This window comes from Paenirhodobacter sp. YD-8, from assembly GCF_056590935.1.
On the sequence record NZ_CM152649.1, the window covers coordinates 900,261 to 924,101 of the forward strand.

A 23,841-nucleotide genomic window follows, 5' to 3' on the forward strand; every position below is an offset into this window, starting at 1 on the left:
CAAGAATTTTGCGGATACGCAAATTATTTCCGGAACTGCGCGGGCGGAAATCGCCTCGGCCCGGCGGATCTGCCCAAGGATTGGGCGCTCATCCGCCCGGGGCGGCGGTGATGCGGCTGCCCTCGGCGATGCGCGCGCCGGGGAAGGCGATCACCTGCGCGCCCTCGGCCAGCCCCGCGGTGATCTCGGCGGCAAGGTCGGTCTGATGCCCGACGCTCACCACCTGTCGCCGCGCCCGCCCGTCCTCGGCGACGAAGACCGCCCAGGCCCCGCCGTCGCGGAACAGCGCCCCGATCGGCACCTGCAGTACCGCGGGCGCCTGCCAGGTCACCACCCGCACATAGACGCGATACTGATCGCCGAGCCCCGGCCGCGCCTCGGGCGGGGTGAGCAGGTCGAGCTTGAGATGCACCCGCTGCTCCTCGATGCCGAGGGCCGAGACCTTGGTGAAGGCGGCGGGCTCGATCTGGCGCACCCGCGCGGCCAAGGTCTCGGTCCCGCCCCAACGCTCGACATGGGCGCTCGCCCCCGGCGGCACCCGCACCGCGTCCGAGGAGAGCAGATCCACCTCGATCTCGAGATCGCCCAGATCGCCGAGCGTCATCAGCACATCGCCCGCCTGCACCGGCCGCGCGCTTTCGTTCGCAAGCTCGAGCACGGCGCCGCTCGCGGGGGCGCGGATCTCGATGCAGCAGGCGCTGCCGGCGCCATCCTCGCCCGGGCCGAGAAGCGCGGCCTGGCTGCGCGCCAGCGTCGCCTGTTGCAGGTCGACCGAGGATTGCGCCGCCTCGAGCGCGCTGCGGGCGACGGCGCGGGTGGTCGTCGCCTCCTCGAGCAGGTGCTGCGACACCCGGCCAAGCGCGGCCAGTGCTTCGTTGCGGGCATAATCGCTTTCCGCCTGCTCGAGATCGGCGCGGGCCTGCGCCAGCCGCGCGCGCGCCAGGGCGAGGGCCGCCTGTGCCTCGGCCACCGCGGCCTCGGCCCCGGCCCGCGCCCGGGCGTCGAGGAAGGCGGGTTCGAGCGGCTGGATCTGCGCGACGACGGTCTCGCCCGCCCGCACCGCATCGCCCACGGCGACCGGCGCGCGCAGGACCGTGCCGGCAAGCGGCGCCGTCACCTCGTAGCGGTCGCGCACCCGCGTCACCCCCTCGGCCGAGACCGTGACCTCCATCGGCGCGCGGGTGACGCGGGCCAGATCGACGGTGACCGGCTCGGGCCAGAACGCCCAGACCAGTGCGGCGGCGACAAGCAGACCGCTTGCGGCCCAGGTGAGGGAACGCGGGGCGAGGAAACGGCGGGCGGGGCGGCGGGGAGCGGTCATGTCATTCCCTCTGTTTCAGGGCAGTGGCGAGGCCGACGCGGTCAAGCCGGCGGCGCACGGCAAGGGCGGCGACAAGGGCCGAGACGGTGGCGATCAGCGCCGCCACGGCATAGGTGCGGCGCGCGATCACCAGCGGGATGCGCACGACATCGGTCGAGAAGCCCTCGGCGATCAGTGCGGCGAAACCGTAGCCGCCCAGCAACCCGGGCGGGATGGCGAGGAGCGTGAGCAGCATGAGTTCCCCCACCAGCACGGCGCCGACCTCGGCCCGGCTGAAGCCGAGCACGCGCAGGCTGGCAAGTTCATAGGAGCGTTCCGACAGCCGGATGCGCGCGGCATTGTAGACGACGCCGACGGTGATCAGCACGCCCAGCACGGCATAGATGCTGACCGAGCGGGTCAGGTTCTCGTTCAGCGTGGCGTCGAACTGGCGCTGCACGTCGGGCCAGAACAGCGTGCCGGCGATCGCCGGGGTGGCCTTCACCGCACGGTCGAACTCGGCCAGCCGGTCGGTGTCGAGCAGCAGGTCGATGCGGTTCACCTGTTCGGCCATGCGCATCCGCGCGGCGAGGGCCGCGGCGGGGATGCTGGCGGTCTCGCCCAGATCCTGACGGATCACCCGGGTCACCGGAATTTCGTAGCTGTCGCGCGGCGGCGCAAGCAGGGTGACGGTGACGCGCTCGCCCGCGTGCAGATCAAGCTTCGTCGCAAGGCTTTCGGGCAGGGCAAGCCCGTCAGCGGGCAGCGGCACGGCATGGCCCTCGGCATCGAGGGTCTGCACCAGCGTCGCCTCGGGGCTGCGCGCCTCAAGGAGCGTGCGTTCCGAGCGCGGCCCGTGGCTCAGCCGCACCGGCACGGCGAGCGCCCCCTCGGCGCGCAGCACGCCGGGCAGATGGGCCGCATCCTCGATCACCGAGCGCGGCGCGTTCTCGGCGAGCGTCAGGGTGACGCTCTGCCGGTTCGTCCGGCTGAAGGCGGCGTCGATCACCGAGGAGATCGCGTCATAGGTGAAGAAGCAGGCCACCAGCACCGCGATCGAGGCGGCGACGCCGAGCGAGGTGACCAGCGCCCGCCCCGGCCAGCGGGTGATCGCGCGCAAGATCATCATCGTCGTCTGCCGCAGGCCAAGCCGCACCGCCAGCGCGTCGATCTGGCCGCGGCGGAAGCGCGGCGGGGCCGGGGGCTGCATCGCCACCGCCGGGGCAAGCCGGGCCGAGCCGCGCACCGCGCGCAGCGCGCCCGCCACCACCGCGCCAAGCCCCATCAGCGCCGAAAGCGCGAAGCTTGCCGTGCCCGGGGTGTAGACGAGCCAGGGGAAGCGGTAGAAGCGGGTGTAAAGCGCCGTCAGCTCGGCGCCGAGCCACCAGCCCGCGCCCCAGCCGATCAGCACCCCGACCAACCCGATGCCGGCGGCGAGTTTCAGGTAATGCAGCGCGATCTCGCGTCCGGTGAAGCCCATGGCCTTCAGAAGCCCGATCACCGGCCGTTCGAGCCCAATGAGCCGCCCCATCACCATGTTCACCAGAAAGGCCGAGACGATCAGGAAGATCGGCGGCAGGATCACCGCCATCGCGCCGAGCTGATCGAGCTCGCCCGAGAGGAACTGGTCCGAGCTTTGCAGGTCGCGGCCATAGGCGCCGGTGCCGCCCCAGGGGGCAAGCTGCCGGTCGAGCGCGTCGATCACCCGATCGCGCGAGGCGCCGCGGGTCAGGGTGAGGCTGAGGTCGTTGAAGGCGCCGGTCAGCCCCGCAGCGGCGGCGGCCGGCACCTCGCCCATCCAGATCACGCCATAGCGGCTGTCGTCGGGCATCAGCGAGCCGGGCCCGATCAGATAGACGAATTCGGGCGAGAGCATCAGCCCGGTCACCCGCAGCTCGCGCCACTGCCCGTTCAGGATCGCGCCGAAACTGCTGCCGGGGAAAAGGCCGTTCGCCTCGGCAAAGCTTTCCGACAGCGCCACCTCGTCGGCGGCGCGCGGGTCGGGCAGGCGGCCGGTGCGCAGCACCGGGCGGTTCAGCACCGGCGCCCCCGCCTCGGGCAGCGAGACGAGCCGCGCTTGCGCCGGTTTCGTCTGCCCGGGCAGGTCGAGTACCACCTGCATCGAGATTCGCGCCTCGGCCTGCGCGACGCCCGGGATCGCGGCGATCTCGGCCAGCTGCCCCTTCGGCACGCGCGTCGCACTGGCGAAGACCTCGGCGAATTGCATGCGGTCGTAGAAGGATTGCCGCGCCAGCCGCAGCGAGCGTTCGGTGCCGGTCGCCAGCACCAGCACCATCACCCCGCAGCCAAGCACGAGGGCAATGGCAAGGGCCTGTGCCCAGATCCGGCGCAGATCGCGCAAAAGCTTGCGGTCGAGGGCGCGCATCACCATTCGATCCCCTGCGGCGGCTGCGGGTCGGGGTTCTCCTCGATCGCGGTGACGCGCCCGTCGGCCAGCCGGATCACCCGATGCGCCATCTGCCGGATCGCGGCATTGTGGGTGATGAGGGCGGTCACCGTGCCCAGATCGCGGTTCGCCTCCCAGATCGCCTGCAGCACCGTCACCCCGGTCGCACTGTCAAGCGCGCCGGTGGGCTCGTCGCACAGCAGCACCTCGGGCCGCTTGGCCAGCGCCCGGGCGATCGCCACGCGCTGCTGCTCGCCGCCCGAGAGCTCGGCCGGGAAATGGTCGAGCCGTGCGGCAAGGCCGACGCGGTCAAGCGCCTCTTCGGGCGGCATCGGGTTGCGTGCGATCTCAGTCACCAGCGCGACGTTCTCGCGCGCGGTGAGGCTGGGCACCAGATTGTAGAACTGGAAGACGAAGCCGACATGGGCGCGGCGGAAGGCGGTGAGCCCGGCATCGTCGAGCCCGGTCAGCTCGGTGTCGCGGAAGAACACCCGCCCGGTCGTCGGGCTGTCGAGCGCGCCAAGGATGTTGAGCAGCGTCGACTTGCCCGATCCCGAGGCACCGAGCAGCACCACAAGCTCACCCTCGTTCAGCGCCAGGTCGATGCCGCGCAGCGCGGCAACGGTGACGCTGCCGGTGACATAGGTCTTCGTCACCCCCTCGACGCGAAAGACGGCGGGCTGCGCCATGCGGTCTCCTCCTGTCCTGCGTCGATCATGCCATGAACCGGCCGCCCGCGCCTTGATCCCGCACAAGGCGCGGGCGGGTCGCGGCCGCCGTGGGGCGATGGGCCGCAGCCCCGCCCCTTGCCGCGGCCCGGGGCTTGCCCCACCTTTGCCTTCGGAACTTACGGAAGGAGGCTCCCATGCCCTCGGAATCGCTCACCTTTCCCGGCCACGACGGCACCCCGCTCGCGGCCCGGCTGGAGCTGCCGGCGGGGCCGGTGCTGGCCACCGCGCTGTTTGCGCATTGCTTTGCCTGCGGTGGCGACATCGCGGCGGCGCAGCGGATCGCGACGCGGCTGGCGGCGGCGGGGATCGCGGTGCTGCGATTCGATTTCACCGGGATCGGCGGGGCGGGCGAAGATTTCGCGACGCGGAGCTTTGCCGACAACGTCGCCGATCTGACCGCCGCGACGCGGTTCCTCGAGGGGCGGGGCATGGCGCCCGGACTGCTGATCGGCCATTCGCTTGGCGGCACCGCGGCGCTTCTGGCGGCTTCCGGGATGCCCTCGGTGACGGCGGTGGCGGTGATCGGCGCCTCGTTCGCGCCCGCCGCGATGGCGCGGCATTTCGCCGATGCGATGTCCGAGATCGCGGCCGAGGGCGCGGCGGAGGTCACCCTCGGCTCGGCCCGGCTGCGGATCGGGCGGGACTTTGTCGCGGGGCTTGGCGGCATCGAGGTCGGCACCGCGGCCGCGGCGCTGCACCGCGCGCTTCTGGTGCTGCACGCGCCGCGCGACATGGTGGTGGGGATCGAGAATGCGACGCGGATCTTCCTTGCCGCCAAGCATCCGAAAAGCTTCGTCACCCTTGATGATGCCGATCACATGATCAGCGACCCGAAGGAGGCCGATTACGCCGCCGGCGTGATCGCCGCCTGGGCCGCACATTACCTCGATCTTGCCGAACCGGCGCCCGAGGGGGTGCCCGAGGGCGTGGTGCGGGTGTCCGAGGCCGACCCCGCGCGGTTCGCGCAGGATGTCACCGCCGGCCCGCGCCATCACCTGATCGCCGACGAGCCGGTGGCGCAAGGCGGCACCGATCGCGGGCTCTCGCCCTACGGGCTGCTCTCGGCGGCGCTTGGTGCCTGCACCTCGATGACGATCCGGATGTATGCGCGGCGCAAGAAATGGCCGCTCGACCACGTCCGGGTCGAGGTCAGCCACCGCAAGCTCCATGCCGAGGATGCGGCGGCGGTCGAGGCCGCGGGCGGACGGATCGACGTCTTCTCGCGCGAGATCACGCTGGCCGGCCCGCTTGATGCCGAACAGCGCGCACGTCTGGTCGAGATCGCCGATCGCTGCCCGGTGCACCGCACGCTGTCGCACGGTGCCACGGTCGAGACCCGGCTTGCGGGCTGATCAGGCGGGCTCGGTGCTGCGCAGGCGCAGCGCGAGGTCAGGCCGGTCGCTGGTCAGATGGCCGACGCCGAGGTCGAGGAAATGGCGGATGCGCTCCTCGTCGTTCACCGTCCAGGCGCAGAGCCGTTCCTTCGGCCAGAGCGCGGTGATCGCGTCCCATTCCGCGTCGAGATAGTCGTGGCGCAGCGCCACGATGTCGACAAGCCGGCCCATCGTGGCGAGGAAGGTTTCAAGCCCCCCTTGCCGCGCCACCCAGTCGGCATCGGCCGAGACGAGGCGGGCGATCCCGGGGGCGACCTCGGCGCAGTCGCGCAGGATGCCCGCGTCGAAGGAGGTCAGATGGGCGCGGCGTTCAAGCCCGTGCGAGATCAGCGCATCGGCGACGCGGCCGGCGATGCCGGGGTAGGGCAGGCCGGCCTCGTCGAGCTTGATCTCGACATGCAGGCCAAGGCCGTGCACCGGCGCCAGCACCTCGAGCACCTCGCCGAGCGTCGGCACCACGGTGTCGCTGTCCTTCAGAAGCGTGCGGCGCCGGGTCTCGGGCGTCAGGGCGCGCACCGGGCCGGTGCCGTCGGTGGTGCGGTCGAGCAGCGGATCGTGGATCACCACAAGCTCGCCCGCATCGGTCAGATGCACGTCGAACTCGATCGCGTCGCAGCCGAGCTGCAGCGCGTTGCGAAAACCCGGAAGCGAGTTTTCGGGCCAGAGATTGCGGGCACCGCGGTGGCCGTTGATGGCGGTCATGGGAAGCTCCTTCAGCGAATGGTGGGATCGAGCCGGTCGCGCAGCCAGTCTCCGGCCAGCGAAATCGAAAGAGTTGTCAGGGTGATGACAACGGCGGGGGCAAGCATGATCCAGGGCGCGGTGGTCAGGTAATCGCGGCCGAAACCGACCATGTTGCCAAGGCTCGTCTCGGGCGGCTGCACCCCGAGGCCGAGGAACGAGAGCCCCGATTCCATCAAGACGATCTCGGGGAAGGTCAGGGTCATCGACACGATCAGCGTCGAGGCGACATTGGGCAGGATGTGGCGCAGATAGACGCGGGCGGGGGACGCGCCGAGCTGCACCACGGCCGCGGCATAGCCCTGCGCCCCGGCCGAGATCGCCAGGCCGCGGGCGATGCGGGCGTACCGCTCCCAGCCGTAAAAGCCCATCAGCCCGACCAAGAGCGGCATCGACGAGCCGAAGAAGGCAAGCACCGCCAGCGCCATGATGAGGAAGGGCAGCGCCGCCTGGAAATCGGCAAGCATGACGACGGCATGCTCGACCCAGCCGCGCGCCTTGGCGGCGAGAAAGCCGAGCGTCGTGCCGAAGACCGCCGAGAGGATCGTCGCGCCGAAGGCGATCACCAGCGAGACCCGCACCGACTGGATCAGCCGCGAGAGCACGTCGCGGCCCAGCTCGTCGGTGCCGAGCCAGTGGTGCGGCGTCAGCGGCGGGGCGAGGCGCGCGGCCAGATCCATGCGGGTGATCGGGTAGGGGCGCAGCAGATCGGCGAGCGCCGCACAAAGCAGCATCGCGGCCAGCCAGAAAAGGCTGAGCGCGACCGAGACGGGCAGGCCCGCGGGCAGCAGGCGGCGGGTGCGGGGCAGGATGTCGGCAAGGGCCATGGCGTCCTCCTCAGGTGGCGGGCTGCGCGCGCAGCCGCGGGTCGAGCGCGCCATAGAGCAGATCGACCACAAGGTTCGAGACGACCATCACCGCCGCGATCAAGAGCAGGATGCATTGCACCACGGCAAGGTCGCGGTTGCTGACCGAGACGATCAGCAGCCGCCCGATGCCGGGCCAGCTGAAGATCGTCTCGACCACGACGGCGCCGGCGATCAGCGAGCCGACCATGAAGCCCACCAGCGTCACGATCGGCACCGCGGCGTTCGGCAGCGCATGGCCGCGCACGACGTTGCGCCATTTCACGCCTTTTGCCGCGGCGGTGCGGATATAGGGCTGGCCCATCACCTCGATCATCGCCGAGCGCGAGAACCGCGCCAGAACGCCGATGCCGCCGATCGAGATGGTGAGCGTCGGCAGGATGCCATGCACCCAGGTGCCCGAGCCGCCCGAGGGCAGAACGCCCAGCGTCACCGCAAAGATCAGCACCAGCACCAGCCCCAGCACGAAGGAGGGGATGGTGAAGCCCGCGACGGCGAGCAGGATCACCCCGCGGTCGATCAGGCTGTCGCGGTGCAGTGCGGCATAGACACCGGCCGGGATGCCGAGGCCGAGCTTCAGGATCAGCGCCGGGATCGTCAGTTGCAGCGTCGCCGGTACGCGTTCGAGCACCAGCGCCAGCGCCGGCGAATGGTCGCGCATCGAGACGCCGAAATCGCCGCGGAAGATCGCGCCGAGATAGGCGAGGTATTGCTGCCACAGCGGCGCATCGAGCCCCCAGGAGCGGCGGAAGGCCTCGACCGCCTCCTGTGGCACGTCGGGGCCCAGCATCACCTGCGCCGGGTCTCCGGACAGGCGCAGCACGACGAAGGCGAAGGTCATCACGGCAATCACCGTGGCAAGCGCGCGGGCAAGCCGCAGGGCGACGAAGCGCAGCATCGGCGGTCCTTTCAGGCGGCGACGGGGCTTTGCGCCCCGGCGGTGACATGGCAGGCGACGGCGCGGCCGGGCTCGGGCACGCGCAGCGCCGGCACGCGGGTGCGGCACAGGCCCTGCGCCAGCGGGCAGCGCGGGTGGAAGGCGCAGCCCGCGGGCCGCGCGGCGGGGTTCGGCGGTTCGCCCTGCAGCAGGATGCGGGCATCGAGCGGCCGCCCCGGCACCGGGATCGAGGAGACGAGCGCCTGGGTATAGGGGTGGCGCGGCTCGGCGAAGATCTGCTCGGCCGGGCCCTCCTCGACGATCCGCCCGAGATACATCACCGCGACCCGGTCGGCGAGGTTGCGCACCACCTTCAGGTCGTGGCTGATGAACACCATGCCCAGCCCCTTCTGCCCCTGCAGGTCGCGCAGCAGGTTCACCACCTGCGCCTGGATCGAGACATCGAGCGCCGAGACCGGCTCGTCGCAGACCAGAAGCGCCGGATTGGTGGCCAGCGCGCGCGCGATCACCACGCGCTGGCGCTGCCCGCCCGAGAGCTCGTGCGGATAGCGCCCGCCCTGATCGGCGCGCAGCCCGACCGCGGTCATCAGCGAGGCGGTGCGGGCCGGGCGCTCCTCGGGCGTGCCGATGCGGTGGATGTCGAGCGGCTCGCGGATCTGCGCGGAGACCGTCAGCCGCCGGTCAAGCGCCGAGAGCGGATCTTGCCAGACCATCTGCATGCGCGCGCGCAGCCGGCGCCAGATCGGGGTGCCGAAGCGCGGCAGCGCCATCCCCTCGAACAGCACCGTGCCGCCCTGCGCCGGGTCAAGGCCCAGCAGCATCCGCCCGAGCGTCGACTTGCCCGATCCCGACTCGCCGACGATGCCCAGCGTCTCGCCGGCGCGCAGCTTCAGGCTGACCTCGTCGACGGCGCGGACCTCGGTCACGGCGCCGGTCAGGCCGCGGCGGGAACGGTAGATGCGCACCAGATCGCGCGCCTCGAGAAGCGGGGGCCGGCTCATGTCATCGCCCTTTCCGTGCTGAAACTGTCGTGCCGCGCCTCGGGCACCGGATAGGCGCAGGCGAGGGTGCGGCCGTCGGGCTGCGTGAGCAGATCGGGGCGGGTGCGGCTGCAGGCGTCATGCGCGCGGGTGCAGCGCGGGGCAAAGGCGCAGCCCGGCGGCAGGGCGCGCGGATCGGGCACGGTGCCCGGGATCGGCACCAGCCGCCGCCGCGGCCCGGTCATCTGCGGGATCGCGTCGAAGAGCCCGCGGGTATAAGGGTGGCGCGGATGCGCGAACAGGCGCTCGACCGGGCCCGCCTCGACGATCCGGCCGGCATACATCACGCAGACCCGCTCGCAGATCTGCGCGACGGCGCCCAGATCGTGGCTGATGAAGACGGTGGCCATGCCGGTCTCGCGCCGCAGCCGGGCCAGAAGTTCGAGGATCTGCGCCTGGATCGTGGCGTCAAGCGCGGTGGTCGGCTCGTCGGCGATCAGCAGGTCGGGCCGGCCGGCCAGCGCCATCGCGATCATCAGCCGCTGGCACTGACCGCCGGAAAACTCGTGGGTGTAGAGGTCGAAGCGGCGCGGCGCGTCGGGGATGCCGACCATCTCCATCAGCCGGATCGCCTCGGCCTTCGCCGCCCCGCCGCGCAGGTCGCGATGGAGCCGCAGCGCCTCGCAGATCTGCTTGCCCACCCGGATCACCGGGTTCAGCGCGCTCGACGGGTCCTGGAAGATCATCGCGATGCGCTTGCCGCGCACGGTTTCCAGTGTCTCGCGCGGCGCGCCCACGAGCTCGCCCGCGCCCAGCCGGACCGAGCCCGTGACCCGCGCCTTCGCCGGCAGGAGCCCAAGCGCCGCGAGCCAGGTCACCGACTTGCCGCAACCCGACTCGCCCACCAGGCCAAGCGCCTCGCCCGGCGCCACGTCGAGGTCGATGCCATGCAGCACCGGGACGCCGTCGAAGGCGACGCGCAGGTCGCGGATTTCCACCAGTCTGTCCATGAGATCCTTCCGAAAGGCGCGCGTCCGGCCGGGGCCGGAATGCAAAGCCCCGGCGGGCACGCGGCCCGCCGGGGAATGGCCGGGGCAGGGGGTCAGCCCGCGGCCCAGTTCGAGGCGCGGAAGTCCATCGCGAAGGCCGGCGCCGCCTTCCAGTGCAGGTCCGAGCGCATGCCGGTGAAGACCGCGTTCTGGTGCAGCACCTGATAGGCCGGGTCCTCGCGCTCGGCGATCTCGAGCATCCGCGCGATCGCCTTCTTGCGGGTGGCGTGATCGGTCGAGGTCTCCATCACCACCGAGAGCTGGTTCATCTCGGCGTTGGTCCAGTCCTTCTTCTGCTGGGCCTCGCCGTTCGGGCCGAACTGCACCACGAGCGGGGTGATCGGGTCGTTGATGAGGTTCGAGGCCGACCAGTCGCGCACGCCCTTGATCCCGGCGGGGTCGTGGATCTGCGCCCAGTTCTCCTTCATCTCGATCTCGACGTTCATGCCGACCTGACGCCACATCTCGACCATGATCTGCGCAGTCGGCGTCTGGTTGGTGTAGTAGTTGTTCAGGAGCCGATAGGGCACCGCATCGCCCTTGTAATTGGCCTGCTTCAGCAGGTCGCGGGCGAGCTCGGGGTTGTATTCCGGCGCGGCCCAGCCCTCGACGAACATGTCCGAGCGGCGGAAGCTGTCGAACTGCAGCCCCGCGGGCACCACCGTCTGCCCGGCCCAGAGCGCCTCGACGATTGCCTGGCGGTCGATCGCATGGGTCATGGCGCGACGCACGCGCGGATCGGCCAGCACCTCGTTTTGCGTGTTGAAGACCGAGATCCGGTGGTTCCAGATGGTCGAGCTTTGCACCTCGAAACCCGGGGCGCCGGTGACCGCGGCGATCTGGTCGGGCGGCAGGTCGCAGGCGAAGTCGTATTCGCCCGACAACAGGCCGTTCACCCGGCTCGACACTTCCGGCACCTCGACGAAGGTGATCTTCTCGAGCGGCGGCTGACCGCCCCAGTAGTCGTCGAAGGCGACGAGGGTCAGCGACACGTCGGGCTTGAACTCGGCCACCATGTAGGGGCCGGTGGTGACGGGCTTCGCCGCCCAGTCGGCATAGCTTGCCGCCTCGTCCCAGGCGCGGCGGTTGGCGATCTGGCTGCCGAAAGCATAGAGCCGGCCCTCGAGCGTCACGTCGGGCGTCGCGTTGTGGAAGCGCACGGTGTACTTGTCGACGATCTCGACGCCCTGCAGCGCCGGCCACAGGCGGCGTCCGATGCCCGGCACGTTCGCCGGCAGGTCCTTCGCCGTCGCGGGGGTGTAGTTCTCGGCGAAGATCGTGGTGCCGCCGACCGGCTGGGTGTCGCCGAAGACGCGCTCGGGCGAGAACGAGAAGGCCACGTCCTCGGCGGTCATCTCGTCGCCGTTGTGGAACTTGACGCCTTCGCGCAGCTTCAGCTCGATCGTCTTGTCGTCGATGCGCGACCACGAGGTCGCCAGTCCCGGCACCGGGCCCTGATCGCCCATCCAGTTGCGCAGGATCAGCCCTTCCCAGAGGTTCGGGAAGAACACCCGTTCGCCGACGTTCGACTGTTCATTCCAGATGTCGAGCGTGTTGTTGTTGGTGATCTTCTGCACCGCGACGGTGATCGAGCGGCGGGCGCCCTGCGCGCGCAGATAGCCGGGCAGCAGCAGGCTGCCGGTGGTGGCACCCATCAGTCCGAGGGCATGGCGGCGGTTCAAGCGGATCATCGGTGTCTCCTGAAATGGCACAAGACGGGGCCGGGCCCCGGGAGCAGGGACCGCCGCGGTGGAGCGGCGGGACTGCCGGTCATTGAACAGGTTCAGGTGACGTTCCGGCGACCGCCGTGCGAAACTTGCGTAACAGCGCCGCGCCGGCTCAGCCGCGGGGCAGCCAGGGCGGGTGCTCGCCGATGGTGGCGACGAGATGGTCGACGAAAAGGCGCAGCTTGCGCGGCATCGGCCGGATCGGCGGCCAGACCGCGCTGATCGGCAAGGGCGGCGGGGCAAGGCCCGGCAGCACCGCAACCAGTCGCCCGTCGGCCAGTGCGTCATGCACGATGAACGAGGGCAGAAATGCCAGACCCAGCCCCGCAATCGCCATGTCGCGCATCGCCTCGCCGTTGTTCGCGGCGACGCGGGCCGGGCGGGGGGGCGGCACGCCGGGGCCGAGCTCCCAGGCCTCGCCCGGGCGGGTGTTCAGATAGCCGATCGCCTCGTGCGCGGACAGATCCGCGGCGGTGGCGGGGGTACCCATGCGGGCGAGGTAGTCGGGGCTCGCGACGATCGCGCGCGGGTCCTCGCACAGCCGGCGCGCCATCAGCGTGCTGTCGCGCAGCCGGCCGATGCGCAGCGCCACGTCAAAGCCCGCCCGCGCCAGGTCGATGTGCTGGTCGTCATAGTTCAGCACGATCTCGAGCCCCGGATGGGCGCGGGCGAAGCCCGCCACCACCGGGCCGAGATGGCGGATGCCGAAGCTCATCGGCGCAGCGATGGCAAGCCGGCCGCGCAGCGCGCCGCTGGCGGCACTTTCGGTGGCGGCAACCAGGGTGGCCAGCGCCGGGCGCAGCCGCTCGGCCAGCTCCTGCGCGGCGTCGGTCGCGGTGATCCGCCCGGCGCTGCGCAGGAACAGCGCGGTGCCGAGCGCCGCCTCGAACTCGGCGATGCGCTTGCTGACCACCGATTTCGACAGCCGCAGCCGCGCGCCCGCGGCCGAGACGCTGCCGGTCTCCATCACCGCGAGGAAGGTCTCGATATCCGCGAGCGTCCAGGTCATGCGGGAAGGATATCCGCCGCCCGTGCCGTTCGCAAATCCAGAACGCGCCTCAGCGCGGCAGGTCCGGTTTCTCGCCCGGGGCGGTGGTGAAGACATCGGCCCAGTCCGGGTTCCGGGTATAGAGCAGCTGCACATAGGGGCAGAGCGGGATGATCTTCACCCCCTCGGCGCGGGCATCGGCCACCAGCCGCTCGACCAGCGCCGCGGCGGCGCCGGTGCCACGCAGGGCCTCGGGCGCGCCGGTGTGATCGGCGCTGAGAAGCGCCGGGCCACGGCGGGTGAAGGTGAGTTCCGCCTCGGCGTCGATACCGGCGACGCGGGCGACATAGCGCCCGTGCCGGTCGTCGCGCCATTCGCGGGTCAGGGTGATCTCAGTCATCGGTCTCTCCTGTCATCCAGTGGTGCACCGCGGCCTCGTCGGCCGTGGTGATCTCATGCCCGGCATCGAGCGCGCGCAGCGTGACCTCGGCCCCGGCCGCGGTCAGCGCCGCGGTGAGCTTCGGCGCCTCGGCGCGGAAGAAGTCGCGCGTGCCGGTCAGCGCCAGCACCCGGGTGCCGTGCAGGTCAGCCGCGGGGGCATGTTCCAGCGCCGCGGCCGGGCGCAGCAGCACCGCGCGCCGCACCGCGCCCGGGTAGAGCTGCAGCACCGCGCCGAGGAACGCCGCCCCGTTCGAATAGCCGATCACGCTCAGCCCGTCCGGGTCGAGCCCATAGGCGCGGCGGGCCTCGGTCAGGAAGGCGTCGAAGGCCTCGGTCTCGGCGCGGATGTCGTCCTGATCGAAGCGCATCAGCCCCTCGCGGCGGAACCAGCGCGGCGTGCCTTCCTCGACCGCCCGGCCGCGCAGGGCGACCAGCGTCGCGTGCGGGGCCACCCGATGCGCGAAGGGCAGCAGGTCGGCCTCGTTCCCGCCCGAACCGTGCAGCAGGACGAGCGTCGTGCCGTCCGGCTCCTCGGGGGTGAAGATCCGGTGCACGAAGGGCAGATCGCGCTGCGGCAGGCGCGGCGCGCCCGGCAGGGCGAATTGCGGCAGCATCACCCGCAGATCGGCGGCGCGGCGCGGGTCGTCGACCGGCACGAAGAGCGTCTCGCCCAGATGCCCGGGCGCCTCGTCGACCGCAAAGCCGGGCCCGTCCGTCGCGTATTCGAGCAGGCTGCCGCCCGGCTCGCGCACATAGAGCGAGGTGAAATAGGTCCGGTCGTGCAGCGCGGTGGGCTCGGCCGGGGCCAGCGCCGCCTCCATCGCCGCGACGGCCGCCACATCGGGGGCGCGGAAGGCGACGTGGTCGATGCCGCCGGTGCCCGGCGCCGCCTCCCAAAAGCCGGTCGCGTCGCGGATGTCGAGGGCGTCGGTCGCCGACACCAGCCGCCGCACCGCGCCCTCGCGCGCCGCCTCGCGATAGCCGAAGCGGGCGACGAAGGCCGCGGTCTCGTCCGGGCGCTCGGTGAAGAGCGTGACCGCACGCAGCCGGCGCGGTGCCTCGACGGGGCCGAGCGGCGCGGTGGCGGGCAGATCGGCGCCGACCAGCTTCACGATGATGCCGTCCGGGTCCTTCAGCCGCAGCACGGTCTCTCCGAATTCGCGCAGCGGGCCCTCGACCGGCACATGCGCGGCGAGCGCCCGGGTCAGCCACAGGCCGATGCTGTCGGCGGGAACGGCGAGCGCGATCTCGCCCGGCGCGCCATGGCCCGCGCGGCCCGGCCCGCCATCCTCCCACACGAGGAAGGTGACGAGCGAGCCGGGCGCGCCGGCTGCATCGCCGTAGAACAGGTGCAGCTGGTTCGCATCCTCGAAGCCGCCGGTGCGCTTGACGAGCCGCAGGCCGAGGAAGCCCGCGTAGAAGTCGACATTCGCCTGGACGCGGCGGGTGAGGGCGGTGACGTGATGGAGACCGGTGGTCATGGGAGTTCTCCTGAAGGAGGTTTGGCCAGAAGATAGGGCGCGGCCGCGCGCCGGCGAAGCGGCCCGGCACAGAACTCGGCGTTCTCGAAATGCGAACGAATTGCGTCTCACGTGTTTCATGATTTCGTGCTATCTCAGAGTCAATCAACGACAGGAGAACGCCATGAGCTGGAACCCCGCCCTCGCCCCGGGCGATCCCGACGCCGTCGGCCCCGACGCGATCGAGACCCTGATCATTCCCCGCGCCCGCGATCTGGGCGGCTTCGAGGTGCAGCGCGCGCTGCCCTCGGTGCAGCGCCAGATGGTCGGGCCCTTCATCTTCTTCGACCACATCGGTCCGGCCGAGTTCCTCACCGGCAAGGGCATCGACATCCGTCCGCACCCGCATATCGGGCTGGGCACGGTGACCTATCTCTATCGCGGCGACTTCCACCACCGCGACAGCACCGGCGCCGATCAGGTGATCGTGCCCGGAGAGGTGAACTGGATGGTCGCGGGCAAGGGCGTGACCCATTCCGAGCGCACCAGCGAGGAAGGCAAGCACGGGCCGCACAGCCTCTACGGCATCCAGACCTGGATCGCGCTGCCCGAGGACCGCGAGGACATGGCCCCGGTCTTCGAGCATCACGGCAAGGGTGCACTGCCGCTCTTCGAGGATGGCGGGGTCAGCGCGCGGCTGATCCTCGGCACCGCCTATGGCGAGGCGGCGCCGGCGACGATGTTCTCGGAAACCTTCTACCTCGACGTGACGCTGGCCCCCGGCGCCCGCTTCCCGCTGCCCGACGATCACGAGGACCGCGGCATCTATGTCACCGAGGGCGAGATCCGCGTCGCCGGTCAGCGCTTCGAGGCGGGGCGGATGATGGTCTTCCGCCCGGGCGACCGGATCACCGTCGAGGCGGGAGAGCGCGGCGCGCGGATCATGGCGCTTGGCGGTGCCACGCTGAACGGGCCGCGCCACATCTGGTGGAACTTCGTCGCCTCGAGCCGCGAGCGGATCGAGCATGCGAAGGAAGAGTGGCGTGCGGCGCGGTGGGGGCGGGGGCTGTTCGACCTGCCCGCCACCGACCACGACGAGTTCATTCCGCTGCCCTGAGCCGGTCTGCCTCACTCCGCTGCCCCGGTGCATTGACGCGCCGGGGCGCTTGGTGAACTAATCGGCGCCGGACGAAGGCTGCCCCATCGCGCGGGGCGCCGATGCGGAGGCGCTGCGATGACCCACTTCCCCTTGCGACCGGCGCGCGCGCCCCGTTTCCGGGCGTGCCGATGAGCGACGCGCTCTCCGACCCGATCTTCGCCGTCCTCCTCGACAGTCCGCCGCCGCCCGTCGATACCGCGGCGGCCGAGGCGCTGTTGCGCGATCTGTGGGGGATCGAGGGGCGGGCCGAGAGCCTCGCTTGCGAGCGCGACGCGAATTTCCGCATCACCACCCAGGCCGGGCCGGGCTATGTGCTGAAGGTCGCAAACCCGGCCGAGGCGCGCGCCACCACCGCGTTTCAGGTCGAGGCGCTGCGCTGGCTGGAAGGCCGCACCCCGGCGTTGCCGGTGCCGCGGATGGTCGCGACGCGGGCGGGCGATTTCCTTGCGCCGCTTGCCCTTGACGACGGACGGAACAGCACGGTGCGGCTGCTCAGCTGGGTGCCGGGCACGCCGGTGGCGCGCACGGGCGGGGCAGGGCGGCTGGCGGCGCAGATCGGCGCGCTGGCCGCGCAGCTGGGCGCGGGGCTGGCGGGCTTCCGCCATCCCGCCTCGGGGCACGAGATCCTGTGGGACATCCGCCACCTGCCGCGGCTGATGCCGCTGCTCGCATCGCTGCCCGCCGGCGCCTTGCGCGACCAGCTTCAGGCCGAGATCGAGCATTTCGCCGCCGCGGTGGCGCCGCGTCTGCCCGCGCTGCGCTGGCAGGTGGTGCACAATGACCTCAACCACCACAACATCGTCATCGACCCGCAGGCGCCCGAGCGGATCGCGGGCGTGCTCGACTTCGGCGACATGGTGCGCACGCCGCGCGCCGTCGATGTCGCGGTGGCGGCCTCCTATCTCACCCATCTCGAGGACGACCCGCTTGCGCCGGTGGCGCGGATGGTCGCGGCCTATGCCGCGGTCGCGCCGCTCGATGCGGCCGAGGTCGAGCTGCTGCGCGACCTGATCGTGGCGCGGCTGGTCGCCTCGATCACCATCACCGAGTGGCGCGCGGCGCGCTATCCGGAGAATGCCGAGTATATCTTGCGAAACAACCGCGGCGCGCGGGCGGGGATGGCGGGCTTTGCCGCCCTGCCGCGCGAAACGGTCACGGCGGCACTGCGGGCCGCGGCTGAGGAGGGCGTGCGATGACGCGCGAGACGATGGTGAACGCCTATGTCGAGGGGGCTGCCGACCTCGATGCGGAGACCGCGGCGCTGATCGCGCGGCGGCAGGCGCTGCTCGGGCCCGCCTATCGGCTGTTCTACGAAAAGCCGCTGCATCTGGTGCGGGGCGAGGGCGCGTGGCTCTATGATGCCGCGGGCGAGGCCTATCTCGACGGCTACAACAACGTCACCTCGGTCGGGCATTGCCACCCGAAGGTGGTGGCGGCGATTGCCGCGCAGGCGGGGGTTCTGGCGACCCATACGCGCTATCTGCACGTGGGCGTTCTGGACTATGCCGAGCGGCTGCTCGCCACGCTGCCGGACGAGATCGGGCAGATGATGTTCACCTGCACCGGCTCCGAGGCGAATGACCTTGCGGTGCGGATCGCCCGCGCCTTCACCGGCGGCACCGGCATCATCGTGACCGAGACCGCCTATCACGGCGTCACTCAGGCGGTGGCGGAGTTCTCGCCCTCGCTCGGCCCCGCGGTCGATCTGGGCGTGCATGTGCGCACCGTGCCCGCCCCCGACAGCTACCGCGAGGCGGATGTGGCAGGCGCCTTCACCGCCTCGGTCGAGGCGGCGATCGCCGATCTGACCCGCCACGGCATCCGCCCGGCGCTCTTCATCTGCGACGGCATCTTCGCCTCGGACGGGGTGTTCGACGGGCCGGCGGGCTTCCTGCAGGGCGCGGTGGCCGCGATCCGTGCCGCGGGCGGGCTTTACATCGCCGACGAGGTGCAGTCGGGCTTTGGCCGCACCGGCGACGCGATGTGGGGGTTCCAGCGCCACGGGGTGACCCCCGACATCGTCACCATGGGCAAGCCGATGGGCAATGGCTATCCGGTCGCGGGCGTCGCGCTGCGCCCCGAGGTGGTCGCCGAGTTCGGCCGCAAGGCACGCTATTTCAACACCTTCGGCGGCAATGCCGTGGCGGTTGCGGCGGCGACCGCGGTGCTGGACGTGATCGAGGGCGAGGGGCTGGTGGCGAACGCCCGCGATGTCGGCGCGCATCTGCGCGACGGGCTGCGCGGGCTGGCGGCGCGTCATTCCTGCATCGGCGACGTCCGCGGGGCGGGGCTCTTCATCGGCGTCGAGATCGTCTCGGACCGCGCCGCGAAGACCCCAGATCCGGCGCGCACGGCGGCCATCGTCAACGGGTTGCGTCAGCAGCACGTGCTGATCTCGGCCTGTGCCAAGGGCGCGAATGTGCTGAAGATCCGCCCGCCGCTGATCTTCACCCGGGAGCAGGCCGACCTGCTGGTGGCGCGGCTTGACCGGGTGCTTGGCGGGCTCTGAGCCTAACCCATCAGGAAGCTTTGCGGCGGCCGGCCGAATTGCGCGCGGAAGGCGGCGACGAAGGCGCTCGGGCTGCGATAGCCGAGCGACCAGGCAATCTCGGTGCTGCTTTGCCCGCGCTCGAGCCGCTCGATCGCCGCCATCAGCCGCAGCCGGCTGCGCCATTGCCGGAAGGTGAGCCCGGTCTCGGCGCGGAACAGCCGTTCCAGCGTGCGCGGGCTCGCCCCGGCTAGGGCCGCCAGATCGGCGAGCGGGCGCACCTCGTCGGGGCTCTCGCGCAGGTGCCGCATCAGCCGCAAGAGCCGCGCGTCATGCGCGCCGGGCAGGCTGAAGGGCGCCTCGGCCAGCGCCTCGATCTCGTCGGCGATGACTGCGGCCAGATGCAGCCGCCGCGCGTCGAAGGGGGCGTCGGTCGTCAGCGCGGCCAGCCGCAGGATCAGCTCGCGCAGCAGCGGCGTCAACAGCAGCACGGCGCAACGCGGCACCTGCCGGCGCAGCGGCAACGAGGGGTCGACGTAGAGGTTGCGGATCTCGACCTCGGTCTCGGTGGTGACGTGGTGGTCGGTGCCGCCCGGGATCCAGACCGCATGGCTGGGCGGCACGATCCAGACGCCGCCGCGGCTTGTCACCCGCAACACCCCCTGCATCGCCCAGATCAGCTGGCCGCGCGGGTGGCTGTGCGGCTCGACCATCTGCCCGGCCGGCATCCGCCCGCTGTGCACCAGCACCGGACGCGCGGGATCGCGCACGAAGCCCGCGCCGCTGGCGGGCCGGGTTGGCGTTTCGGCGACATCCTTTGTCATGATGATGGTCTAACGCAGGGGCGCGCGCCGGGCTAGTGTGGCGACGAGTGCGAACGGGGGTCCCATGTCTGTCGCAAGAATTTCGATGAAACCGCTTTTCGTCGGGCTGGTCGTGCTGGCGGCGCTGGTGCTGGCGTTGCTGCCGCCCGCCGGGCTGACACTCGAGCAGGCGCGCACGCTCGGCATCGTGCTGGTCACGCTGGCGCTCTGGGCGACGGGGGTGGTGCCGGGCTATCTGGCCAGCCTGATCTTCTTCGCCGTGGTGCTGATCCTCGGCCTCGCGCCGGCCGCCACGGTCTTTGCGGGTTTCGGCTCGACTGCGGTCTGGCTGATCGTCTCGGGCTTCGTCATCGGCACGGCGATCGGCGTGTCGGGCCTTGGCGGGCGACTGGCCGAAGCGGTGGGGCCGGTGCTCGGCCGCTCCTATCCCTGGCTCATCGGCGGGCTGATGGGCGTGGCGATGGCGCTCGGCTTCCTGATGCCCTCCTCGGTCGGGCGCGCCGTGGTGCTGGTGCCGATCGGCATGGCGCTTGCCGACCGGGCGGGCTTTGGCCGCGGCTCGAACGGGCGGATCGGCATTGCCGCGGTGCTGGCGATCGGCTGCAACATGCCGAGCTTCGCGATCCTGCCCTCGAACATCCCGAACATGGTGCTGTCGGGCGCGGCCGAGACCATCCACCACGTCCATTTCGGCTATACCGAATACCTGCTGCTGCATTACCCGGTGCTGGGCATTCTCAAGGCGGCGCTGACCGTCGCGCTGGTGCTGCGCCTGTTCCCGGCCGAGGTCGGTGCGCCGCTGCCGAGCGTGCTCGAGGCAGAGGCCGCGGCGGGCGCGAACCCCGGCGAGCGCGGCAAGCAGATCCGGGTGGCGGTGATCCTGCTTGCGACGCTCGTGCTGTGGATGACCGACAGTTGGCACGGGGTGAACGCGGCCTGGGTCGGGCTGGTCGCGGCGGTGATCCTGCTGATGCCCGGGATCGGCGTGGTGACGCCGCCGGCCTTCAGGCAGGGCGTCGACTTCGGCATGCTGCTGTTCGTCGTCGGCGCGCTGGCGCTTGGGGCGATGGTCAATGCCTCGGGGCTCGGTGCGCTGCTGGGCGCGGGGCTGCAAAAGGTGCTGCCGATGGCGCCCGGCGCCGAGGCGACGAATTTCCTGTCGCTCGTCGCGATGGCGAGCGGCACCGGCCTCTTCGCCACCGTGCCGGGGGTGCCCGCGGTGCTGACGCCGATGGCGCAGGATCTGGCCACCCTCACCGGTTTCAGCCTGAAGGCGGTGCTGATGACCCAGGTGATCGGCTTCTCGACGGTGTTCTTCCCCTATCAGGTCGGGCCCCTGGTGGTGGCGATGCAGCTCTCGGGCGAGCGGCTTTCCCACCTCGTCAAGGTGGTGCTGCCGCTCGCGTTGCTGACGCTTCTCGTGCTCGCGCCGCTCGACTTCCTGTGGTGGAAACTGCTGGGCTGGATCTGACGCGTCAGGGGATCAGGACCGTGGTGCCGGTGGTGCGCCGCCCCTCGAGTGCCGCATGCGCCTCGGCCGCCTCGCGCAGCGGCCGCGTCGCCACCACGTCGGCGCGGACCTCGCCGCGTTCGAGCCGGCCGAACAGATCGGCGGCGCGGCGTTCGAGGTCTTCGCGCGCATCGACATAATCAAAGAGCATCGGCCGGTTCGCCGACAGCGAGCCCCGGGCAAGGTCGGAGAGCTTGAAATCCTCGATCATCCCCGAGGACTGGCCGAAGTTCACGAACATGCCGAAGCGCTTCAGACAGGCGAGCGAGCCGCGCCAGGTGTCGCGCCCGACGCTGTCATAGACCGCGGCGCAGAGCGCGCCCCGGGTCAGCCGCGCGACCTCGGGGGCGAAGTCGGTGGCGGTGTAGTCGATGACGTCGCTGTAGCCATGCTGAAGCGCCAGCGCGACCTTGGCGGGCCCGCCCGCGGTGCCGATCGCCCGCGCCCCGATCGCGCGCAGCCATTGGCCGAGCAGCAGCCCGACGCCACCCGCCGCCGCATGGACAAGAACGGTGTCGCCCGGCTGCACCGCATAGGACGAGGTGACGAGGTATTGCGCCGTCAGCCCCTTCAGCATGACGCTTGCCGCCACCGTGTCGGGGATCGCGTCAGGGAGCCGCACCAGCCGGCCTGCGGGCACCACGCGGCGGGTGCGATAGGCGCCGAATTTCATCACATAGGCCACCCGGTCGCCGGGCCGCACCGTGTCGACGCCGGGGCCCACCGCCTCGACCACGCCGGCGGCCTCGGCGCCGGGGATCATCATGCCCTCGGGCCAGGGGTACAGGCCCGAGCGGTGATAGACGTCGATGAAATTCACCCCGATCGCGGTGTGGCGGACCAGCGCCTCGCCGGGGCCGGGGGCGGCGGTCTCGACCGCGCTCCATTCCATCACCTCGGGGCCGCCCGGGCGGCGGGCGACAAGGGCCATGTCCATCGCGCGGCCTCCTTACAGCTGGAATTCGGGATCGACCGGGATCTGCATCCCGGTGACGAGGTGGTTCGTCTGCGCGGCGAGCGCAACGATCGACAGAAGCTCGGCGTGCTCGGCCGCGCCCATGCCCTTCGCCTTTGCCTGCGCGGTGTGCGAATGCACGCAATAGCTGCAGCTGTTGGCGATCGAGACCGCGACATAGATCATCTCGCGCGTCTTCGGGTCGATCTCGCCGGGCACGGTCATCACCGCCTTCAGCCCCTCCCAGGTGCGCGCCAGAAGCCCCGCGTCGAAGGCCAGCGCGCGCCAGAAGTTGTTGATGAAGTCGGTCTTGCGCGTCGCGCGGATGTCGTCGAACACCGCCTTGACCGCCGGGATCGTCTCCGCCTCGGCATCGCTCATCAGTTTCACGGTCGCCATCGCGTCCTCCTTTTTCCGCCGCTCAATGCACGGCGGCATACATGATCCTGGCCTCGGTCGCCTCGCCGGGCGAGAATTCCTCGACGATCCGGCCCTGACGGCACACGAGGATGCGGTCGGAGAGGTTCATCACCTCGGGCAGGTAGGAGGAAATCACCACCACCGCGAGCCCCTCGTCCGCGAGCCGGTTGATCAGCGCGTGGATTTCCGCAATCGCGCCGACGTCGACGCCGCGGGTGGGTTCGTCGAAGATGACGAGCCGCGGTTTCTGCACCAGCCCCTTGCCGATCACCACCTTCTGCTGATTGCCGCCCGACAGCTCGACCACCCGGGCATTCTCGTTGATCGCGCGGATGTTCAGGGTCTGCGTCCACTCGGCCGCCACCGCCGCCATCTCGGCCCGCCCGACATACCAGGCGTGATCGTGCCCCGCCGCCAGAAGCCCGGAATAGATGTTCTCGGCAATCGACATCGTCTCGAAGAAGCCCTCGGCCTTGCGGTCCTCGGTGATGTAGACGATGCCGTCGCGCACCGCCTCGCGCGGGACGGTATAGCGCACCGGCCGGCCGTCGAGCGCCACCGCCCCGCCGCGCAGGAAGTCGCGCTTGTAGATCCCCGAGACCACCTTGAAGGTCTCGGTCCGGCCCGAGCCCACCAGCCCGAAGACCCCGGTGACCTGCCCGGCGAAGACGGAAAACGAGGTGTTGCGCACCATCGCCCCCATCGACAGGTCCTGCACCGACAGCACCTTTTGCCCGGCCTTGCGGGTGCCGGCGGCGGAGCGGTCGCGGTAGAGCGCATCGGACAGCGTGCGCCCGACCATCGCGGCGACGATCGTCTCGCGGGTGAAGTCTGCAGTGGGGCCGGTCGCCACAAGCTCGCCGTCGCGCAGGATGGTGATGCGGTCGGAGAGGTCGAGCGCCTCCTCGAGCGCGTGCGAGATGAAGACGATCGACACGCCGCGCGCCTTCAGCCGGCGGATCAGCGCGAAGAAATGGCGCTTTTCCTCGGGGGTCAGCGTCGCGGTCGGCTCGTCGAAGATGATGACCTCGGCGTTGTGATGGACGGCGCGGGCGATCTCGACCATCTGCTTCTTGGCGGCGCCCAGCGTCTCGACCATCGCCGCCGGATCGACCGGGAAGTTCAGCGATTGCAGGAATTGCTGGGCCGAGATGTAGGTGCCGCGCAGCCGGTTCAGGAATTTCTCGGAGCCGAGATAGAGGTTCTGTGCCACCGTCATCGAGGGCACGAGGGAGGTCTCCTGGAAGACCATCGCGATGCCGGCCTCGAGCGCCGCGTTCGGCGTGGCGAAGACCGTCTCGCGGCCATGGAGCCACATCCGCCCGGAACTGGGCGCGACGACCCCCGCCATCATCTTCGTCAGCGTCGACTTGCCGGCGCCGTTCTCGCCCAGAAGGGCGTGGATCTCGCCCTTGCGCAGTTCGAAATCGACCTCGCGCACGGCGGGGACGCCGCGATAGGCCTTGGTGATCTTCTCGAGCCGCAGGATCGCATCGTCCATGC

The 23,841-nt window shown here is 70.9% G+C and carries 21 protein-coding genes; 5 read left to right on the top strand and 16 right to left on the bottom strand.

Translation table 11 applies throughout. The features are described 5' to 3' along the window. Window positions 1-88 precede the first annotated feature (88 nt). From AC0QTQ_RS04435 to AC0QTQ_RS04445, 3 genes are read right to left on the bottom strand one after another with little or no spacing between them, the layout of a single operon-like run. Entirely contained in the window at window positions 89-1,321 is a 1,233-nt protein-coding gene (locus AC0QTQ_RS04435) for an efflux RND transporter periplasmic adaptor subunit (protein ID WP_480258420.1), read from the bottom strand. 1 nt (window position 1,322) lies between these two features. Further along, the gene (locus AC0QTQ_RS04440; RefSeq protein ID WP_480258421.1) at window positions 1,323-3,692 is read right to left on the bottom strand and encodes an ABC transporter permease; all 2,370 of its coding nucleotides are present in this window, start codon (window positions 3,690-3,692) and stop codon (window positions 1,323-1,325) included. Further along, window positions 3,686-4,396, bottom strand: a complete 711-nt coding sequence (locus tag AC0QTQ_RS04445; RefSeq protein ID WP_480258422.1) for an ABC transporter ATP-binding protein — start codon at window positions 4,394-4,396, stop codon at window positions 3,686-3,688. Before AC0QTQ_RS04445 ends, AC0QTQ_RS04440 begins: the two co-directional genes overlap by 7 nt. A gap of 176 nt (window positions 4,397-4,572) precedes the next feature. Here AC0QTQ_RS04445 and AC0QTQ_RS04450 point away from each other — a divergent pair, with 176 nt between their 5' ends. After that, entirely contained in the window at window positions 4,573-5,790 is a 1,218-nt protein-coding gene (locus tag AC0QTQ_RS04450) for a bifunctional alpha/beta hydrolase/OsmC family protein (protein ID WP_480258423.1), read from the top strand. Here AC0QTQ_RS04450 and AC0QTQ_RS04455 read toward each other — a convergent pair whose 3' ends face one another. From AC0QTQ_RS04455 to AC0QTQ_RS04495, 9 genes are all read right to left on the bottom strand, one after another. Continuing rightward, window positions 5,791-6,534 (bottom strand): glycerophosphodiester phosphodiesterase family protein, encoded by a 744-nt coding sequence (locus AC0QTQ_RS04455; protein ID WP_480258424.1) that lies wholly within the window; start codon window positions 6,532-6,534, stop codon window positions 5,791-5,793. An 11-nt stretch (window positions 6,535-6,545) separates the two neighbouring features. Beyond that, the gene (locus AC0QTQ_RS04460; protein ID WP_480258425.1) at window positions 6,546-7,400 is read right to left on the bottom strand and encodes an ABC transporter permease; all 855 of its coding nucleotides are present in this window, start codon (window positions 7,398-7,400) and stop codon (window positions 6,546-6,548) included. Between the two features lie 10 nt (window positions 7,401-7,410). Beyond that, window positions 7,411-8,337: an ABC transporter permease gene (locus tag AC0QTQ_RS04465; RefSeq protein WP_480258426.1), complete on the bottom strand. Its 927-nt coding sequence runs from the start codon at window positions 8,335-8,337 to the stop codon at window positions 7,411-7,413. A gap of 11 nt (window positions 8,338-8,348) precedes the next feature. Continuing rightward, a complete protein-coding gene (locus AC0QTQ_RS04470) occupies window positions 8,349-9,338 on the bottom strand; it encodes an ABC transporter ATP-binding protein (protein WP_480258427.1) in 990 nt (329 codons plus the stop codon). Next, window positions 9,335-10,327 (bottom strand): ABC transporter ATP-binding protein, encoded by a 993-nt coding sequence (locus AC0QTQ_RS04475; protein ID WP_480258428.1) that lies wholly within the window; start codon window positions 10,325-10,327, stop codon window positions 9,335-9,337. The genes AC0QTQ_RS04470 and AC0QTQ_RS04475 overlap by 4 nt, the downstream gene beginning before the upstream one ends. A 92-nt stretch (window positions 10,328-10,419) precedes the next feature. Further along, window positions 10,420-12,057 (bottom strand): ABC transporter substrate-binding protein, encoded by a 1,638-nt coding sequence (locus tag AC0QTQ_RS04480; RefSeq protein ID WP_480258429.1) that lies wholly within the window; start codon window positions 12,055-12,057, stop codon window positions 10,420-10,422. A 148-nt stretch (window positions 12,058-12,205) separates the two neighbouring features. Beyond that, entirely contained in the window at window positions 12,206-13,102 is an 897-nt protein-coding gene (locus AC0QTQ_RS04485) for a LysR family transcriptional regulator (RefSeq protein ID WP_480258430.1), read from the bottom strand. 49 nt (window positions 13,103-13,151) lie between these two features. Continuing rightward, on the bottom strand, window positions 13,152-13,481 hold the full coding sequence (locus tag AC0QTQ_RS04490; RefSeq protein ID WP_480258431.1) for a GNAT family N-acetyltransferase: 330 nt from the start codon (window positions 13,479-13,481) through the stop codon (window positions 13,152-13,154). Beyond that, window positions 13,474-15,003 carry a VOC family protein gene (locus AC0QTQ_RS04495; RefSeq protein WP_480258432.1) on the bottom strand — a complete coding sequence of 510 codons (1,530 nt, stop codon included), beginning with the start codon at window positions 15,001-15,003 and terminating at the stop codon, window positions 13,474-13,476. Before AC0QTQ_RS04495 ends, AC0QTQ_RS04490 begins: the two co-directional genes overlap by 8 nt. Window positions 15,004-15,166: 163 nt before the next feature. On the opposite strand from AC0QTQ_RS04495, the gene AC0QTQ_RS04500 reads away from it, so the two are divergent. The 3 genes from AC0QTQ_RS04500 to AC0QTQ_RS04510 all read left to right on the top strand — a co-directional run bounded on the left by AC0QTQ_RS04500 (window position 15,167) and on the right by AC0QTQ_RS04510 (window position 18,650). Then, window positions 15,167-16,099 (top strand): pirin family protein, encoded by a 933-nt coding sequence (locus AC0QTQ_RS04500; protein ID WP_480258433.1) that lies wholly within the window; start codon window positions 15,167-15,169, stop codon window positions 16,097-16,099. Between the two features lie 170 nt (window positions 16,100-16,269). Next, on the top strand, window positions 16,270-17,337 hold the full coding sequence (locus AC0QTQ_RS04505; RefSeq protein ID WP_480258434.1) for a phosphotransferase: 1,068 nt from the start codon (window positions 16,270-16,272) through the stop codon (window positions 17,335-17,337). Next, a complete protein-coding gene (locus tag AC0QTQ_RS04510) occupies window positions 17,334-18,650 on the top strand; it encodes an aspartate aminotransferase family protein (protein WP_480258435.1) in 1,317 nt (438 codons plus the stop codon). The genes AC0QTQ_RS04505 and AC0QTQ_RS04510 overlap by 4 nt, the downstream gene beginning before the upstream one ends. Before the next feature lie 2 nt (window positions 18,651-18,652). Here the strand turns inward: AC0QTQ_RS04510 and AC0QTQ_RS04515 are convergent, their stop codons facing one another. Beyond that, window positions 18,653-19,453, bottom strand: a complete 801-nt coding sequence (locus tag AC0QTQ_RS04515) for an AraC family transcriptional regulator (RefSeq protein WP_480258436.1) — start codon at window positions 19,451-19,453, stop codon at window positions 18,653-18,655. A gap of 85 nt (window positions 19,454-19,538) precedes the next feature. Here AC0QTQ_RS04515 and AC0QTQ_RS04520 point away from each other — a divergent pair, with 85 nt between their 5' ends. Further along, window positions 19,539-20,924: an SLC13 family permease gene (locus tag AC0QTQ_RS04520; RefSeq protein WP_480258437.1), complete on the top strand. Its 1,386-nt coding sequence runs from the start codon at window positions 19,539-19,541 to the stop codon at window positions 20,922-20,924. Window positions 20,925-20,928: 4 nt separating this feature from the next. Here AC0QTQ_RS04520 and AC0QTQ_RS04525 read toward each other — a convergent pair whose 3' ends face one another. Genes AC0QTQ_RS04525 through AC0QTQ_RS04535 form a run of 3 tightly spaced genes read right to left on the bottom strand, consistent with a single transcriptional unit; the run spans window position 20,929 to window position 23,839 of the window. Further along, window positions 20,929-21,900: a quinone oxidoreductase family protein gene (locus AC0QTQ_RS04525; protein ID WP_480258438.1), complete on the bottom strand. Its 972-nt coding sequence runs from the start codon at window positions 21,898-21,900 to the stop codon at window positions 20,929-20,931. A 12-nt stretch (window positions 21,901-21,912) separates the two neighbouring features. Continuing rightward, on the bottom strand, window positions 21,913-22,317 hold the full coding sequence (locus AC0QTQ_RS04530; RefSeq protein ID WP_113899162.1) for a carboxymuconolactone decarboxylase family protein: 405 nt from the start codon (window positions 22,315-22,317) through the stop codon (window positions 21,913-21,915). Between the two features lie 22 nt (window positions 22,318-22,339). Next, window positions 22,340-23,839, bottom strand: coding sequence for a sugar ABC transporter ATP-binding protein (locus AC0QTQ_RS04535; protein WP_128147915.1), 1,500 nt, complete (start codon window positions 23,837-23,839; stop codon window positions 22,340-22,342). Window positions 23,840-23,841: the final 2 nt, after the last annotated feature.

Excerpts from the sequence above, each read along its gene's own strand:
- AC0QTQ_RS04445 (WP_480258422.1), bottom strand. The coding sequence starts at position 4,396 with ATGGCGCAGCCCGCCGTCTTTCGCGTCGAGGGGGTGACGAAGACCTAT.
- AC0QTQ_RS04520 (WP_480258437.1), top strand. The coding sequence starts at position 19,539 with ATGAAACCGCTTTTCGTCGGGCTGGTCGTGCTGGCGGCGCTGGTGCTG.
- AC0QTQ_RS04475 (WP_480258428.1), bottom strand. The coding sequence starts at position 10,327 with ATGGACAGACTGGTGGAAATCCGCGACCTGCGCGTCGCCTTCGACGGC.
- AC0QTQ_RS04460 (WP_480258425.1), bottom strand. The coding sequence starts at position 7,400 with ATGGCCCTTGCCGACATCCTGCCCCGCACCCGCCGCCTGCTGCCCGCG.
- AC0QTQ_RS04535 (WP_128147915.1), bottom strand. The coding sequence starts at position 23,839 with ATGGACGATGCGATCCTGCGGCTCGAGAAGATCACCAAGGCCTATCGC.
- AC0QTQ_RS04515 (WP_480258436.1), bottom strand. The coding sequence starts at position 19,453 with ATGACAAAGGATGTCGCCGAAACGCCAACCCGGCCCGCCAGCGGCGCG.
- AC0QTQ_RS04505 (WP_480258434.1), top strand. The coding sequence starts at position 16,270 with ATGAGCGACGCGCTCTCCGACCCGATCTTCGCCGTCCTCCTCGACAGT.
- AC0QTQ_RS04485 (WP_480258430.1), bottom strand. The coding sequence starts at position 13,102 with ATGACCTGGACGCTCGCGGATATCGAGACCTTCCTCGCGGTGATGGAG.
- AC0QTQ_RS04470 (WP_480258427.1), bottom strand. The coding sequence starts at position 9,338 with ATGAGCCGGCCCCCGCTTCTCGAGGCGCGCGATCTGGTGCGCATCTAC.
- AC0QTQ_RS04500 (WP_480258433.1), top strand. The coding sequence starts at position 15,167 with ATGAGCTGGAACCCCGCCCTCGCCCCGGGCGATCCCGACGCCGTCGGC.
- AC0QTQ_RS04530 (WP_113899162.1), bottom strand. The coding sequence starts at position 22,317 with ATGGCGACCGTGAAACTGATGAGCGATGCCGAGGCGGAGACGATCCCG.
- AC0QTQ_RS04510 (WP_480258435.1), top strand. The coding sequence starts at position 17,334 with ATGACGCGCGAGACGATGGTGAACGCCTATGTCGAGGGGGCTGCCGAC.
- AC0QTQ_RS04480 (WP_480258429.1), bottom strand. The coding sequence starts at position 12,057 with ATGATCCGCTTGAACCGCCGCCATGCCCTCGGACTGATGGGTGCCACC.
- AC0QTQ_RS04440 (WP_480258421.1), bottom strand. The coding sequence starts at position 3,692 with ATGGTGATGCGCGCCCTCGACCGCAAGCTTTTGCGCGATCTGCGCCGG.
- AC0QTQ_RS04465 (WP_480258426.1), bottom strand. The coding sequence starts at position 8,337 with ATGCTGCGCTTCGTCGCCCTGCGGCTTGCCCGCGCGCTTGCCACGGTG.
- AC0QTQ_RS04455 (WP_480258424.1), bottom strand. The coding sequence starts at position 6,534 with ATGACCGCCATCAACGGCCACCGCGGTGCCCGCAATCTCTGGCCCGAA.
- AC0QTQ_RS04490 (WP_480258431.1), bottom strand. The coding sequence starts at position 13,481 with ATGACTGAGATCACCCTGACCCGCGAATGGCGCGACGACCGGCACGGG.
- AC0QTQ_RS04495 (WP_480258432.1), bottom strand. The coding sequence starts at position 15,003 with ATGACCACCGGTCTCCATCACGTCACCGCCCTCACCCGCCGCGTCCAG.
- AC0QTQ_RS04525 (WP_480258438.1), bottom strand. The coding sequence starts at position 21,900 with ATGGACATGGCCCTTGTCGCCCGCCGCCCGGGCGGCCCCGAGGTGATG.
- AC0QTQ_RS04450 (WP_480258423.1), top strand. The coding sequence starts at position 4,573 with ATGCCCTCGGAATCGCTCACCTTTCCCGGCCACGACGGCACCCCGCTC.
- AC0QTQ_RS04435 (WP_480258420.1), bottom strand. The coding sequence starts at position 1,321 with ATGACCGCTCCCCGCCGCCCCGCCCGCCGTTTCCTCGCCCCGCGTTCC.